This is a genomic window from Adhaeribacter soli (assembly GCF_008727925.1).
Lineage (GTDB): Bacteria > Bacteroidota > Bacteroidia > Cytophagales > Hymenobacteraceae > Adhaeribacter_A > Adhaeribacter_A soli.
Window position 1 is genome coordinate 68003 of sequence record NZ_VTWT01000014.1, and the last position, 16503, is coordinate 84505.

The 16503-nt window shown below is 48.4% G+C and carries 7 protein-coding genes and 1 tRNA gene; 6 read left to right on the forward strand and 2 right to left on the reverse strand.

Annotated features, from left to right (window positions below):
• Positions 1-200 precede the first annotated feature (200 nt).
• The 3 genes from F0P94_RS18990 (at position 201) to F0P94_RS19000 (ending at position 3866) form a co-directional block, all read left to right on the forward strand.
• Complete coding sequence (locus F0P94_RS18990) at positions 201-764, forward strand: SixA phosphatase family protein (protein WP_150906049.1); 564 nt, start codon at positions 201-203, stop codon at positions 762-764.
• Between the two features lie 180 nt (positions 765-944).
• Positions 945-3014 carry a polyphosphate kinase 1 gene (ppk1, locus tag F0P94_RS18995; RefSeq protein ID WP_150906051.1) on the forward strand — a complete coding sequence of 690 codons (2070 nt, stop codon included), beginning with the start codon at positions 945-947 and terminating at the stop codon, positions 3012-3014.
• Positions 3015-3125: 111 nt separating this feature from the next.
• Positions 3126-3866, forward strand: coding sequence for a methyltransferase family protein (locus F0P94_RS19000; RefSeq protein WP_150906052.1), 741 nt, complete (start codon positions 3126-3128; stop codon positions 3864-3866).
• A gap of 73 nt (positions 3867-3939) precedes the next feature.
• Here the strand turns inward: F0P94_RS19000 and F0P94_RS19005 are convergent, their stop codons facing one another.
• Positions 3940-4983 carry a DUF6268 family outer membrane beta-barrel protein gene (locus F0P94_RS19005; protein WP_150906054.1) on the reverse strand — a complete coding sequence of 348 codons (1044 nt, stop codon included), beginning with the start codon at positions 4981-4983 and terminating at the stop codon, positions 3940-3942.
• 53 nt (positions 4984-5036) lie between these two features.
• Positions 5037-8816: a metallophosphoesterase gene (locus F0P94_RS19010; protein WP_150906056.1), complete on the reverse strand. Its 3780-nt coding sequence runs from the start codon at positions 8814-8816 to the stop codon at positions 5037-5039.
• Between the two features lie 444 nt (positions 8817-9260).
• On the opposite strand from F0P94_RS19010, the gene F0P94_RS19015 reads away from it, so the two are divergent.
• The 3 genes from F0P94_RS19015 to F0P94_RS19025 all read left to right on the forward strand — a co-directional run bounded on the left by F0P94_RS19015 (position 9261) and on the right by F0P94_RS19025 (position 16242).
• Positions 9261-10454 (forward strand): Pycsar system effector family protein, encoded by a 1194-nt coding sequence (locus tag F0P94_RS19015; RefSeq protein WP_150906058.1) that lies wholly within the window; start codon positions 9261-9263, stop codon positions 10452-10454.
• Positions 10455-10660: 206 nt separating this feature from the next.
• Positions 10661-10732: transfer RNA gene (locus F0P94_RS19020), tRNA-Arg, on the forward strand.
• Positions 10733-11151: 419 nt separating this feature from the next.
• Positions 11152-16242 (forward strand): SBBP repeat-containing protein, encoded by a 5091-nt coding sequence (locus F0P94_RS19025; protein ID WP_150906060.1) that lies wholly within the window; start codon positions 11152-11154, stop codon positions 16240-16242.
• Positions 16243-16503: the final 261 nt, after the last annotated feature.

The window sequence follows — 16503 nt, forward strand, 5'->3', positions numbered from 1 at the left end:
CATTCCAAATAAACTTTCAACTTTTTCTGAATTAATTTTCTGAACCTGTTTCTGAGGTGCCGGAGCTGTTTTTTATGGAGATAACCTTTGAATTGTTTTTGAGTAAAGAAGCCTACTCCGGCTCTTCAGAATGAAATCCGCTTTTTACAAGCCTTACTTTTTATGCCGGAAAAGCTACCATTTTCTACACACCAGACCTTATGAGAACCTTATACCTGATGCGCCACGCCAAATCGAGCTGGGATTACCCCGAACTAAGCGACCACGACCGTCCGCTGAACGCGCGGGGCCGCCGCGACGCGCCGCTAATGGGCCGGCAGTTGCTTTCGCGCGACGTTTCGATAGACCTGATCCTGAGCAGCACGGCGGTGCGTGCTCTTACCACCGCCACGCTGGTGGCCCGGGAACTGAACTACGACCTGGAAAAGCTGCAAACCGACCCTGAAATTTACCGGGCCGACCAGAAGGGCTTACTTCATATTATAAAGCAGGTACCCGACAGCATTGAATGCCTGATGCTGGTGGCCCACAATTATCCTATTTCGGAACTGGCCATAAAACTTTCGCCGGAAGGGATTATCGAAATGCCCACGGCTGCCGTGGTGGCGCTGGAGTTTAATTGCGATTCCTGGCTCGACATCGGCCCGCATAACGCCAGGCTTTTGTTCTTCGATTTTCCTAAAAACTATAAGAATAAGAAAAAAGATAAAGATAAGGGTAAAGGCGATAAAGGACATAAAGACCGGGAACCTGATGAGGAATGAATTAGCGAAGGACTGAATTAACCCTTATGTTTGCTGTAACTGCTTTCCTGCCTTATTAAGGTTGCAGATCCGGCAGTTGCGTTTAATTTCAATGCTGCCCTGCCGGAAAATGCTTTTTATTTACCGGCCACCTAAACTGCCCTGCTGCCAGGCCGTTGCCGTAAATGCCGCTTAATTTTTATGAAGAACCTTTCAGACCCGAAAATACCCCTGCTGAGCCGCGACGTAAGCTGGCTGGCCTTTAATTTCCGTGTGCTTCAGGAAGCCAGCGACCCGCGGGTACCGCTGCTGGAGCGGATCAAGTTCATGGCTATTTTCTCGTCGAACCTCGACGAATTCTTTAAAGTACGGGTAGCCACTTTGCGCCGGCTCCTGAACCTGAAAAAGAAAACCCGCAACCAGTTGTACGGCCACCCCTCTAACGAACTGAACCTGGTGCTGCAGGAAGTAGCGCGGCAGCAGCGTATTTTCGGAAACTTATATTACAACCAGATCTTACCCGAACTGCAGGCCAATAATATTTTCCTGCTCAACGAACGGGAGCTTTCGACTGAGCAACAGGCTTTTGCCCTCGAATATTTTAAAGAACGCCTTCAGCCGCTGCTCCGCCCGGTGCTGTTTACCGACGACCCCGGCCGCCTTTTTTTGAAAGATCAGGTGGTGTACCTGGTCGTGCCCCTGGCTACCCCAAGAGAAAAACGGACCGGCGCCAATAACTATGCTTTGCTGGAAATTCCTTCGAAAAAACACGCGGGCCGGTTTGTAAAACTTCCTTCCGCCGACGACCAGCATTGCGTAATATTTATTGATGATATTATCCGGTTAGGCCTGCCCGGCCTTTTTCCGGAATACGTACCTGACGAGGCGCATGCCATTAAAATTTCGCGCGATGCCGAACTGGATTTAGATGAAGACGTTACCGCCAACCTGCTCGAAAAAATAAAAGCGAGTATCCGGAAACGGGAAAAAGGCCGCCCCGCCCGCCTGCTCATCGACCCGGGCATGCCTGTGGCTTTGCTGGAATTGCTGCAACGCAAGACCGGCGTGAAGCCCGAAGAAACCATAACCGGCAGCTCTTACCACAATTTCCGGGACTTTTTCTCTTTCCCGGTTTCCGACCTTCCTCAGCTGAGCAACCCTCCCCTGCCGCCGCTTTCGCACCCTGATTTTAAAGAAGGTGAAACCATTTTTGACAGCATTTCCCGGAAGGAGATCCTGCTTTATTACCCGTACCAGAAGTTTTCGTATGTGCTCCAATTTTTAGAAGAAGCCGCTAAAGACCCGGCCGTGTCGGCCATAAACATTACGCTTTACCGCCTGGCCTCAAAATCGAAAGTGGCCAAAGCTTTAATGCTGGCGGCAAAAAACGGGAAACTGGTAACCGCCCTGGTAGAACTGAAAGCCCGTTTCGACGAAGAAATGAACGTATCGTGGGCGCGTAAACTGGAAAATGCCGGGGTGAACGTGATCTATGGGGTGCCGGGGCATAAAGTGCATTGCAAGCTGGCCCTGGTTACGCGCCGCGAAAACAACCTGCCGGTGAATTATGCCTATTTAAGCACCGGTAATTTTAACGAAGAAACTGCCCTCACCTATTGCGACCATGGTTTATTCACCAAAGACGAACGCCTGACCAAAGAAATGGAATTGATTTTCCAGTATTTTATGGACCTGGTACCCGTACGCACGTTCAAGTATTTGCTCGTAGCCCCGTTTACCCTGCGCAAAAAGCTGGAAGAATACGTAGACAACGAGATAAAGCAGGCCCGCAAGAAAAAACCGGCCTATATTTTATTTAAGCTCAACTCGCTGCAGGACCCGCGCATGGTGCTTAAACTTTACGAAGCCAGTCAGGCCGGCGTAAAGATTGATTTGATCGTGCGGGGTATTTGCACCCTGGTACCGGGCATAAAAAACCTGAGCGAAAACATCCGGGTGCGGAGCATTGTAGACCGTTTTCTGGAACACAGCCGGGTGTACGTTTTCGGCAACGGCGGTAAAGAAATGATGTATCTTGCTTCCGCCGACCTGATGACCCGCAACCTGAGCAACCGCGTAGAAGCAGCCTTCCCGATCTACGATCCGGGCGTCCGGCAGCTGATCCGGGAACAACTTAACTTACAGCTGCAGGATACGGTAAAAGCCCGCCGCCCCGACAACACGTATTACCTTCCGGAAAAGGGCCGGCCGGCCCTGCAGTCGCAACCTGCTACGTACCAGCAATTGCAGCGAATTGGCGGCAAGCCCTGAAAAACGTTCTCGCTCAGGTAGAAAAGCTATCGTTTCCGATCTATTTATAAACCGTTTTTTAAAATTAAAATCGGATATTGCACCTTAATATCCGGTAAATTCCGCTTACGAATGCCTTTAAAAGAAGAGATTGAATTATCGGGTAACTGGCTTTTCCGCCACCGGAGCTGGTTACCTTTGGTGCTGTACGTTTTTGCGTTGCTAATCATGTTTTTTTATGCCGATGACACCCACTTCTGCATGACCAACCAGGACTGGGGGCTTTTCTGCCTCGGCATTTCATTTGCGGGTTTGCTCATCCGGGCATTTACCGTAGGCTTTACGCCGAAAGGCACTTCCGGCCGGAATACCGAAAAACAGGTTGCAGAAACCCTGAACCAGACCGGTATTTACTCGGTGGTGCGGCACCCGCTTTATTTGGGTAACTTTTTAATGTGGCTGGGCTTGTTCCTTTTTGTAGGCTTGTGGTGGTTTGTGCTTATCTGCTGCCTGGCCTACTGGCTTTATTATGAGCGAATCATGTTTGCCGAAGAGGAATTCCTGCGCAAAAGCTACGGCAGCCGGTACGAAAACTGGGCCAGCCAGACGCCGGCCTTTATTCCGGCGCTTACCGGTTGGGTACCGAGCCCGGCAACTTTTTCCTTTAAAAATGTACTGAAGCGGGAATACAACGGCTTTTTTGCTACCGTATTTTCTTTTTCGGCGCTCAACGCCATCAGTTACTTAATGGCGGAGCAGCGGTTTTACATGGATACCATCTGGAAAATTATTCTGCTGGCTGGTACCGGAATTTTTCTGGCCTTGCGTTTTTTGCGGAAAAGCACGAAGCTTCTGGATGAGCCGGGCCGGTAACGGTACCAGTTTAAATGAAAAGTAAAAGCCTCTCCGGAATTCCGGGGAGGCTTTTACTTTTAAGGGCGTTTCCCTAGCGTTTCAGGAATACTCTGGGCACTACAAAATAGATCTCGGCCTGGGCAAAGGGCGCGGTTCCCACTTCAGATTCTATGAGGGTAACATCACGTTTGCTACCCTGTTCAAAGGCATCGTAGGCAATATTATACCGCAAACCTCCTTCAAGGCTGAACCAGATAAAATCGTAGATCTCCTGCTCCCAGCGCAACTTAAGCCGGAGATCGTTATGCCGAAGCTCGATGGTTTTGAGGTTAGCAAAGGCCGGGTCTGACGAGAACGGTGGTTTGTCTACTTTTATGATGTAGCTGAAACCATCGAGGTTATAACCGGCGTAGAATAAGGTTTTATCGGATTTGTTGTAGCGCATTACAGCAGCAGCCGGGAACACGGCCTCCAGGCCCCAGCGATCGTTAAAGGTGCGGTTATACAACACAGCCGGATAAATGGTTTTGCGGCCAAACTGGTAACCTAACTGCGCCCCAACCCCCCAGCTGAAGTCCTTGTTAATTTTCCAGCCGTAAATTGCTTCGGCAGTGGTACGGAGGTAGTCGCTGAAATTCAGTTCGGAAGATGTATAATCGCCGTTAAGTTGTCCTTTAACCCGTAATATCCAATAATTCCGGTAGTTTACGGGGCGCACAACGGCTAGCTGGGCACTTAACGACTTCAGGCCCTTATCCTGTAAATTCCGGAAATAGGCATAATCGGTCGTATAGCCGGTATTTTCTTTAAAGTTGAATTCTTCGCGCTCATAGCCTACCCCGAGCACGATTTTTAAGTGCGGCCGGTTCCAGAGCGGCACATAGCCTTTGATCTCAGCAATGTTGCTGTGCTTGATCGTGGCATCGCGGTCACCAACTTTCAACTGGTCTTGCCGGGCATTGAAATCGTAATTGAAGGTACGGTTATAGCGCAACAGGAAGAAGCGGCCGCGGGGCATTCCTTCTACCGATGGGTTGGCATATTCCTTATCCCGGCGGGTAGAGTCTTCCTGAGCGCTGGCACTGAACCCGCTTACGCAGACTAAAAAGATCAAAAAGGATAAAAATTGTTTCATAGTTTTACTTTTAATGCGTTTTATCCTACCATTTTCATGGCTACACTTCATGGTTAATACAAAAACCCGAACGTTACGTTAAACAGGTTTTCTTCGCCTTTGGAGTACGTACCTACCACTACCATCCGTTTGATAAACTCCAGCCAGATGCCGCCGCCGTAACCGGTATGCAGATCGGTAAAGAGCTTTTTACTGGCATCGTTATCGGAGAATACCCGGCCCATGTCGTAAAGCCCCACCACGCCGAAGCGGCCCGGCAGCAGGTAGAAATTGAATTTGAACAGTTCGGCCCGGAGCTCGATGTTCTGATACACGCTGCTGCGGCCGGCATAACGGGTACGGCGGTAGCCGCGCAGGTTGGTAGTTCCGCCCAGGGTATGCGCCTGGTAGAAACGGAAATCGCCGATGTTGTGCCCCACGCCTAAGCGGTAAGCAGCCGTAAGCTGAAAGGGCAGGTTCGGGCTGAAATACGCTACAACGGCCGAGCTAAAGCTGGTAAAGCGGCGACTTTCGTTCATCTGCCAATTTGTACTGATTTCGTTCAGCCAACGGATGCCCAGCCGGGGGTTTATTTCGCCTATTACCGATTCTACGTTGCCAAAGGCCCGGATGCCAAGGTAACGGTTTGTCATAAAATCGGATGGAAGTACCTGATTTTCAGAATAACGAATACCTTCTGCCTCCTGCCGGACGTACGGCCCCGAGTTTTCGTCAATCTGCACCAGGTCGAGCTGCGGCCCGATACCTACTTTCATAAAACTGAAAATGTCGGAATTAAGGGTGGGCGAGAGCAGGAACCTGGAAAAACGCACCCGGTAAAATTCGATGCCTTTATCCTGATCGAAAACGGTATTATTACCAATGCCAAAGTAGTTATAAAGCAACTGCGGGCCGAAGTAAGCAGCCTGAACCGTAGCATCGTACTTGTTGCGCACCACCTGGCTGAACTCGCCTTTGTAGCGGATATTGTAGGCCGAAGTTGCGGGGGCAAAATTAGCTACCAGGATGTGCTCCGCGGCAAAGGGCTCTTTCCGGAACTTGTACCTGCGATGGACAATACCGCCCCCCAGGTAAATTTTATCGTCTTCGTTATAGCCAAAATAAAGCTTGGGCCCGGTATAAGGGATTTTGTAGTTGTCGCGGTCGTAGTTGTTCACTTCCGCAGCTTCTTCGGTCCGGTCTTTGGTTTCGGAACCGAAGGCCAGGAAATTGTCTTTCTCGGTGTCATATACAATGGTTTTGCGCTTTAAGCCGCTAACTTTAGACTTGTCGCTGATGCTGTCGGGGTCGTTGCCACCGATTATGCGCACCAGGATGCCTTTCTTTACCTTGCCGTTCACTTTAAAGATGTCGTGGCCGTCGAGGCCGTAAAGCCTGATCTCATCGGTTTCGGAACGGTAAAACACCCGCTGGTAAAGCAACTGCGCTTCTGTGCCTTGTTTGGTTATTTTATGCACAATCACTTCGGTGCGTTCGTCATCGAGGCGGTTCACTTCAAATTTTTCGTGCTTGTCGCTCCCCACAACATCCACTTCGCGGGCCAGTACCTTATAATAATCCTGGGCAACCTGCGGCAACAGGTCGCGCCGCGATTTTAACTTGGCAATCATTTCCGGCGCGGAGATCGGGTAAATTTCCGGCGGCAAAGCCCGAACCGCTTCTTCGATAGCAGCATCGGTTATACTGCGTTTCATTTCTTCGGCAATACTTACCCATTGCTCTCTGGTTACGCCTGACAGGAACGTGCGGTCATTGTTTAAAGCACTCAGGTTAAGGCCCACATAATCGCCGTAATCGTAACCGAAGTTCTGAATGTTGCGCACCGCCCATTTGCGGCTCACCAGATACGGAATTAAACCATCGGTCTTAAAGAAGGCTACGTCACGGTCTTCGGGAACCGGCGTAAAGAGCCTCGATTTTTCCGTTTTATCTTCTTTCCAGCGCCACTGCCCTTCGTGCCGGTCCCAGTCGCCAACAAGCATATCGAAAAGGCGGGCGCGGGCAAACTCCTGCTGGTTTACTACGTTGTCGTTATCCTTGCGCAACCGCTCGAGCACTTTTTTGGTACCCACTATATTTTTGGCAAAGCCTAAGCTGGCAACCGTTTCCTGATTTTCGTCCGGGTCTTCTTCGAAATAAGCCGGCATGTTGCTGAAATCGGCTAAGTACTGGCGTAAAGCCGGATCGCGCGGAACCCACACCAGCCGGGGGTTGGTGTGCAGCACGCCGGCGGCATCGGCCAGTCTGGGAATGACCAGCGGGCCGTAAGGGTGCTGGGCCGAGATCTGGTCCTGCATGACGTCTTTCACTACGGTTTCGCGCAGGTCGGCCGGCAAAGCTTTTGCCGGGTCTTTATTTACCGAACGCAGCACAAATAACTGCCCGTTTTCATTGCGCAGCTTCAGCGATTTGGTTTGCTTGCCGCCACCCATTTTATACGGCGTAAGCCCTCCCTGTTCGGTATTCAGGTTTATGTAGGGCATGGTAACGGGGGTGATCCATTCTTTCCGGTAATGCAGCCCCAGCCAGAAGGAACGCGTTTTACCGGCGGCGTAATCCGGGTTCATGGCGCGGGTAATGGTGCTGTCGGAGAAATCGCGGACCGGTACATCGAGCCTGGCAATAGTCGGGGTTTTCTTGGCATACAGCGGGTAGCGGAACACCATTTCTCCTTCATTGCCATGGCCCTTTGGCTGCCAGAACTCCACCCATACTTCGCCGTTGGTATAGTAATTCAGAATGGAGTAGCCTTTTTCTTTGTACGAGAAAAGGGCATCGCCTTTGGCACGAAGGTGCTGCACTTTGCACCCCGAGCCGCTTACGATGTGGTGCAGGTTCTTGTGTTTGTAGTACTGCAGGTTATGCTCATGCCCGGCCGCATAAATGATATTGTCGTATTTCTCAAAAATATTGAGCAGGTTCTTAATATACGCCTGATAGGCCGGGTAGAAAATATCCTGCGAAACACCACCAAAACGCCGCGCCACCGGGTAAATAGACCCGATAACCGGCAAGGGAATCAGAGCCCATTTATGCACAATGGAAACCGGAAAGATGTGATCGAGCAGGGTGAAATAGCCGCCGTGTACGCCGTCGGAAAACATGGGATGGTGCGCCACTACCAGAATGTTGTTGCCCTGGTTTTTGCGGATAATGTCTTCGAGCTGCACGTAAACATCGTTTTCGTTTACGGCCGGGCAGGCGGTACCGGCTCCGTATGGGCGGTCTTCGTCCTGCAGCCACCACTGCGAGTTCAGGGCTATAATTACAATATCGTCCTGCACTTTTACTTCGTAAGGCCCGGGGCAGCCGCCGTCAGGCACGTAGAAATCGCCGCCGGTTACGAAAGCCGAATCTTTGAGGTAATTCTCTACATATTCTTCCTGGCGGAGCACGGCATCCCAGCCCCCTTTCAGGCCCTGGGCCCAGTCGTGGTTTCCGGGAATCATGTACTTTTCGCCGCGGTAGTTTTTCAGGATGTCGAGCTGGGTATTTAAGTGCCGCTCGGAAATTTTACGGTCGTAGGCGCCAGGTTTGGGCAAGCCGTAACTGTACACATTATCGCCCAGAAAAATAGCGGTACTGTTGGAGTCGGCCACTTCCAGCTGGCGGCGCATGAGCGTAAGGGAAGGTTCGCGCGGATCGACTTTAGGCGCCCCCACATCGCCGATCAGGAAAACAGAATGCTTCAGTTTCAAGCTGTCTTCGGGCTGCAGGGTGCGCCAGTTAGAAACAGCAGGCTTGTAGTTGGGCGGCGGATTGATACCGGCACACCCGGCGCCGGTCAGCAGCAGGAACAGGTAAATGAGCTTGGAAATGTATTTGTTCTTCATAAGTAACGGCGTTCGGCTGCAATGTGGGTGGTTATAAACAAGTCTTGTACAGCCCCTGCTAAACTGTAGCAGCCCTGTAAGCCCCGGCCTGGTGGAGGAAGAAACGAGAAGTTGTTTTTTGGGTTTGAGTTTAAAAGCATGTTATTCGGAACGCTTTTTTGGTAAAGAGATACGGTTTTAAGAATATAGCTTTTGACGTATAAAAACCTGAAATGTTTTCGGATTGCGGAAATGAAAGCCGGAACGGAAGCGTAACAATCGTTTGCCGTCCGGTTCTCTTAAGTAAAGCAACCGTCGCTTTTTGGGGCTTAAAGCATAGCGTTCCGGCAACTAAACCTTGTACCGGGAATTAGCGTTGAACCCGAAGCAGGAATTGAAAGAAGCCCTTAATAAACCTATCCGTGTATTTTCTTTTACGGCCTGCGCTTATCTGAAACGCCACTTATGAAAAACCCCGAAATTCTGACCAGAACGAGCGAGTTTGTCCTGAAGCTCTTTCACGAGAAACTTTCGAAAAAGCTGGTTTACCATACCTATAAACACACCACCGAAACGGTAAAGGAAGCGCGCATTTTAGGTGAAATGCACCAGCTCCCTCCCGACCAGATGGAAGTGCTGCTGCTGGCCGCCTGGCTGCACGACACCGGCTACGTAGACACCTACGAAGGCCACGAAGAAAACAGCGCCCGCATAGCTTCCCGCTTTCTGAGTGAACTGGATTATCCGAAGGAAAAGATTGACCAGATAGCCCACTGCATTACCGGCGCCGGCACAAAGGACGGCAATACCGAACTGCTGACCAATATTCTCTGGGATGCCGACCTTTCGAATTTAGGCAAGGATAGCTTTGAGGCCAATGCCGAGCTTTTGCGGGTGGAATGGGAAATTTTTCTGAACCGGTTCTATACCGACTATGAATGGGCCCAGCACCAGCTCGATTTTCTGCAAAAGCATGCCTTCCGGACCGAGTTTGGCCGGCAGCGGTTCGAGGCGCAACGGGAGAAAAACATTCTGCAGCAGCGGGAAAAGCTCCGGGAAACTTCCAGAAGCCAGAAAAAAGAAGAAGTAAAGGAACGCGAAACCCTGGCGCAGCCCAAGCGGGGCATAGAAACCATGTTCCGGAGCATGTACCAGAACCACATGGAACTAAGCGCCATGGCCGACAACAAAGCCAACATGATGATCAGTCTGAACGCCATTATCATGTCGGTAATTATTACCTATCTGGGCGCGAAAACCTCTATGCTGGGTGCACAGTTTACCAAAAACCCGATCCTGCTCGTGCCGGTGGGCTGTTTGCTGCTTTCTACTTTGGGCTCGGTGATCTTTGCCATTATGTCGGCCCAGCCGGAAGTAACCAGCTTTGCCGTGAAAACCACCAAAGTAGTGCCCCGCAAAGTAAACATGCTGTTCTTCGGTAATTTTACCCGCATCAGCCTGGAAGATTTCCAGAACAGCATCCACGAAATTATGCGCGAAAAAAACACGCTCTACAACAACATGATCACGGATATTTATTACCTGGGCGAAGTACTGAAACGCAAATATTCCCTGCTCCGGGTATCGTACACCATTTTCATGTTCGGGCTGATCCTGACGGTGGCTTCGTTTATCGTGGCGATGGTTTATAAGATCTGAGGATTTGGAGATTTGAAAATGGGTAGATTTTGGAATGAATAATTAGAACAACAGGACTATTGGTTCTTTTATTCATCCTTATTTTCAAACCAACCTGAATAAGCCGGTTTTCTGTAAATTCGGTTTGTTTTCTGGTAAATTGGGAAAGCCGGCTTGTTGCAACAGGTTGGTTTTTTTGTTAATTTTGGTACCGTTTTAACATAACCGGCTGCGTAGTTCAACGGATAGAATAGGCGTTTCCTAAACGCTTGATAGCAGTTCGATTCTGCTCGCGGCTACAATAAAAGAAGCCCTTAGAGTTTTCTGAAGGCTTCTTTTATTTTTCAGCAATATTTTTCAGCCATATTAAGAATACCCAAGCAGGATTCTTAAGCAAAGCAGGGTAAAACAGTCTGAAAGTCTTATTCAAAACTGATGCTCCACTAAGATTAAATCTTTTTAGCTACTTATCTATGCAGCTGTCTTCTCATTTCCTTCGGGGGTAGGCTGTTATTTTCATTCCTTTCTTTAAATTTCTTATTCCCTGCTCCCTTAGCTATGTGCCCTTTTCAGCTTTAGGCTAATCAGATATAGGAAAGCCTAATAAGTTTTTAATACCTACTTGTAACTGACCATGATTATAACCAGATTTACAAGAAGATTTGCATAATGTTCTTTAGTTATATACTACCTTTACAAAATATTTATTTAAATACTTATGAAGAAATTTTTACTCCTCTTTTCTATCCTTACTGTCTGGTTAATTTCTACCAGGGAATTGGAGGTTAGAGGACAAAATGTTCCACCTGATTTTACCTGGGTGAAGCAGGCGGCAGGCTTTGCCCCCGAAAACAATAATGAAACAGGACTGGCTATAGCCCATGATAAGTTTGGGAACAGCTACATTACCGGTTATTTCCAGGGGAATGCAACGTTCGGCAACATCACCCTTGCAGGTTACGGCGGGCAGGATATTTTTATCGCAAAATACGACTCCTTTGGAAACTTGATCTGGGTTCAGCATGCCGGAGGGGCCAGTGATGATAACGGCAATAGTATTGCTGTCGACAGCTCAGGCAATTGCTATATTACCGGCTTTTTTCAGGGTAATGCTACCTTTAGTGGCGTTACGCTTACCGGTAGCGGAACCCCAGCTGGTAGTGGAAGTGAAGATGTTTTTATTGCTAAATATGACTCTTCCGGCAGTCTGGTTTGGGCTAAGAAAGCCGGCGGGTTTAATACTGACATTGGCTATAGAATAGCCGTAGATGCAGCAGGCAATAATTATATTACCGGCGATTTTGTAGGAAACATTTCGTTTGGAAGTACTACGCTCACCAGCAGTGGAATGCTTGACGTATTTGTTGCCAAGTACGATCCGGCCGGGAATGTTTTGTGGGCACGCAAAGCCGGGAATAGTAGCTCGTTTAATGACAATAGCCGTGGTATTGGGGTTGACAGTTCGGGCAACTGCTACATTAGCGGTTATTTTGTAATGAACATTACTTTCGGAAGCACCACCCTTACAAGTAACGACCAGGACATTTTTATAGCCAAATACGACTCGCAAGGCAGTGTGCTTTGGGCAAAACAAGCCGGTGGTACAAACTTCCAATTTGTTAGAAGCTTTACTGTAGATCCTTCAGGAAATAGTTATGTAAGCGGTTACTTTAATGGTGCCATCTCTGTGGGAACTACTTCCTTAAATAGCAGCGGAGCCCATGATGCATTTATCGCTAAATTCGATGCTATTGGCAATGGTCTTTGGGTTCAAAAAGCAGGCGGGCCAAACGATGACTTTCTTCAGGATATAGCGGTGGATCCCTCCGGTAATGTTTATACTACTGGTACCTTCTCAGGCAGCGTTAGTTTGGGCAGCCATATCCTTACTGGTAGTGGTGGCCAGGATGTGTTTATTGCCAAGTTTACCAGCTCAGGCAGTGTTTTATGGGTAAAAAAAGCAGGTGGAACTGGAAATGAAATTGGGCAAAGCATTTCTGCCGACGCTTCAGGAAATTGTTACTTTACCGGAGGTTTTGCAAGCAAGGGAATCAATTTCGGCAGCACCTCACTTAGTAGTAAAGGAGGCACCGATATCTTTATAGCTAAATACAATGCCGTTGGAGATGAGGTATGGGTTAAAAGCCCGGGCTTTGGTTTTGGTTATGTAGTTTCCAATAAAGGCCAGGCAATTGCTGTAGACCCTTCCGGCAACAGCTACACCACTGGTCTTTTTACCGGTAATATAACCTTTGGCAACACCACACTCGAGGGAAATGGCGGACAGGAAGTTTTTATTACCAAGCATGATCCGGCCGGCAACCTGACATGGGCACAAAAAGCCGGAGGCACCGGCAATGATGTGAGTACCGGTATAGCCATAGATGCTTCCGGAAACAGCTACATTACCGGTCATTTTAGCGGCACTGCCACCTTCGGCACCATTACACTTACAAGCAGTGGCCAGCTCGATATCTTTGTTGCAAAATACGATATTGCTGGCAATCTCGTCTGGGCCAAAAAAGGTGGCGGAACTTCTGAAGATATCAGCAATAGCATTGCCGCAGATGCTAATGGGAATGTTTACATTACCGGTTACTTTAATGGCAGTGCCGTTTTCGGGAGCGCCTCACTTACCGGTTCAAACGGAAGTCAGGACATTTTTATAGTGAAATATGATGGTGCCGGCAATGTACTATGGGCTAAAAAAGCCGGCGGCGCAGACTATGACGAAGGCAACAACATTGGAATAGATGCTTCAGGCAATTGCTATGTAACGGGCTACATAAAAGGAAACGCCATTTTCGGCACCACAACTCTCTCTACTGCAGATACGGATATTTTTTTAGCGAAATATAGCCCTGCCGGAAACGTTATTTGGGCAAAAAAGGCCGGTGGCAGTTCCACTGACTTTGGTCATAGCCTTTCTATAGATGCCTCAGGTAGCTGCTATGTTTCCGGTTATTTCGTTGGTAAAGGAACCTTTGGCAGTATAACCCTTAACGGAAGCAGTAACGGAAATCTATTCATTGCCCGATACGATGCGTCAGGTAATGTACAATGGGCCAAGCAAATAAACGGGGTGGTTTCTGCTAATCGCGGATCGAGCATTAAAGCAGATTCAACCGGGAATTGCTTTATTACCGGGCAATTTGGCATTAGCGCAGCCTTTGATGGCTATACACTTACTACTGCTGTAGGACAATATGATGCTTTTATTGCCAAGTATGATGCTCTGGGCAATGTGGTCTGGGCGCAAAAGGCAGGAGGAACGATGGAGGAAAACAGCCAGGGCATTGCTGTTGACAAAATTGGGAACTGTTACATTACCGGATATTTTAAAGGCAACTCATTCTTTGGCAATACTTCACTTCTTACTTATGGAACAGAAGTTTTCTTTGCGAAAGTACAGGCTAACGGAATAGCTGTAACAAACCTCCCGGTTTCCAGCCTATGCCCTGGAGGTACGACGAATATTTCTTTTGCAACTTCGGGCGCATTTAATACCGGCAATATCTTTACCGCAGAACTAAGCGATGCCTCCGGCTCATTTATCAGCCCGGTGAATATTGGTACACTAGCTGGTTCTGGCTCCGGAATTCTAAATACCTCTATTCCTGCCAACACGTTAGCAGGTACTGGCTACCGCATAAGAATTATTGCCTCCTCTCCTGCAACTACGGGAGTAATTTATAACAGCAATATTACTATAATGAACAGGCTTGCAGCCCCTATTGCTTCGGCATCGCAAAACAACATCACTCAAGGGGAAAGCGTTACACTTTCTGTTGCAAATCCTGATCCTAATTTAACTTACAGCTGGAATGGGCCTGGTCTGGTAAATCAAAACGGCACAACTATTAATATAACTCCTTCGGTTTTAGGCATCAATACTTATACCGTTTCTGCACAGGCTAGCGCAAATCATTGTTCACCCTTAGATGCAGATTCAATTGACATTACGGTTACCCCTCCTGTAATCTCCTGGACAGGCGGCACTTCTTCGGCCTGGAATGTAGCAGGGAACTGGAGTAGCAACAGTGTTCCCACAGCCACGAGGGATGTAATTATCCCGGCCGGAGCCGGTCGCTACCCGGCTATTTCATCCGGCACGGCAACCGCAAAGGATTTGACAATTGCTTCAGGAGCTAGTTTAACGATTAGCGGCGGCACATTGGAAGTAAAAGAGAGCTTCATTAATAACGGCACTATTACTACTACCGGTGGCTCGGTAATTTTCTCGGGTTCGGTGATGCAGATAATTGGAGGAGCGAATCCTTCCACTTTCCACGATTTAACTATAAGCTCAGCAGGTGCTTCTTTAGCTGGCCCTGTTTCGGTTCAGCGGATGCTTACGTTAAATGGTAACCTGAACACGAATGGCAACACCTTTACCCTGCTTTCTAATGCATCGGGCACAGCCATGGTAGTAAATGCCGGTGGGGTAGTGAATGGCACGGCTAAAGTGCAGCGCTACATCGATCCTTCGCTTAACCTTGGCACCGGTTACCGCCACTTCGCTTCTCCAGTTACATCAACTACAATTTCAGATTTAGCAACAGGTGGCTTTACACCAGTAGTGAACCCGGCTTATAATACAGCTGCTAAGCCGGGCACGGTTCGTCCATTCCCTACCGTATTCCAGTACAACCAGAGCCGCTTAACCAACGACAGCGCTGCTACCATGGACTTCGGCTTCGGCTGGGAATCTCCTGCTTCCCTTTCTTCTGCTTTAACGCCAGGCAAAGGCTACTCGGTAAACATTCCAGCTTCCCAGACCGTGGATTTCACCGGTACTTTGAACAACGGCAACGTAACAGTTCCGGGTCTTGGCAGAGGAGCAACAACAGAGTCAGGCTGGCATTTGCTGGGTAATCCTTATCCTGCTCCAATCGACTGGGACAACATTACGATTCCTTCCGGAATGATGGATGCCGTATATGCCTTTAGATCATCTTCGGCCTACAACGGATCCTATGCTGCTTACGTGAATGGAGTAGGATCTTTAACCGGAGGCGTAATTCCAGCCATGCAGGCTTTCTTTGTGCGCACCACTGCTCCAGTAGCTTCCTTCAGTTTTACCAATGCGGCAAGACTTACTTCTTACCAGAACCCTTCTTTCCACAGAAGCACTGAAACCAGACCCTTGCTGCAGCTTTCTGCTTCTAAAGGGCAGCAGCAGGATGAAGCTTACCTGTACTTAGAGCAGGGCGCCACTGCTGCCATGGACAACAGCTTTGATGCTTTCTCTCTGCCAATGGGAGCCATTAGAGTTTATACCTTAGTCGGTACTTCTCAGCTTTCGATCAACGGTTTAGGTTATTCCGCTGCGCCGCAACTGGTACCACTAGTTGTAGAAGGAGCAGCAGGTACTTACAGCCTGAAAGTTGAACAGCTCTTAAACCAGTTTCAGGTACAATTAGAGGATAAGCAGTTAAATACCATGCAACTGCTTACGCCAACTACTATCTACTCCTTCTCACATGCAGGCGGAAGCACAGCTAACCGCTTTGTACTGCACGTAGGAGCCAGAATAAGCGGAGTTGCCGAGGCAGCAAAAGGAATGGAAGTAAAACTCTATCCGAACCCAAGCAACGGCAAGTTCCAGCTCCAACTCTCCGGCCTGAAAGCTGCTTCTGCTGACATGATCATTACCGACTTAGCCGGTAAGGTAGTAATGCAGAAGCAGGTGAAAGCTAGCAATGATAGCATTTTGGAAAATATAGAATTAAAAGCCGCTAAAGGAATTTATTTACTTCAGATCAAAGCCGATCAGCAGGTAATTACTTGGAAAATGGTAATTGAGTAAAACGATATAGTTTAAGATAAAAAAAGCCGTTCCGGATAAATGGAACGGCTTTTCTTTTAATAAAAATCCCAAAAGATAGATTCTCCTTTCAACTGATTTTTAAAACTCTTCTAATAGACTTGAACCCAGATTACTAAAATACACTACAGCTCTAATATTTTCTATAAATATCCAACAGCACAAAATTCATTCACATCCTTACACCACCCAAAACAGAGGTTCAACCAAATAATTTCATCGAACTTCCCAAGGGCGCCGAAA